Annotated in this window: 1 protein-coding gene; it reads right to left on the reverse strand. The window is 58.4% G+C overall.

Annotated elements, in window-relative coordinates; all coding sequences use genetic code 11:
- Window positions 1–250 (reverse strand): omptin family outer membrane protease (locus AC0L2H_RS32585; RefSeq protein ID WP_473593690.1); only part of this gene is annotated, 250 nt, incomplete at both ends.

Raw genomic sequence — 250 nt, forward strand, 5'->3', positions numbered from 1 at the left:
GCCGAGAAGGTCATGCCGCCCTTCAGCGCAAAGCCGAAGTTCCAGCGATCCTTGACATAGGTCGCATCGATGCCGGCAAAGGCGACCGGCAAGTTTTGCTGATAGCTGATGACCTTTGTGCCTCCTGGGAAGTCGCCAACCGAATCCCGGAGGCCGGCATCGCTGTAGACGTAGGAGCCGCCATAGGCAGTCCACTTGACCGAGGTGTACTTGAAGCCACCGTTGACGTTGATCAGCAGCTGATCGCTGA

It is taken from the genome of Mesorhizobium sp. WSM4871 (assembly GCF_055811295.1).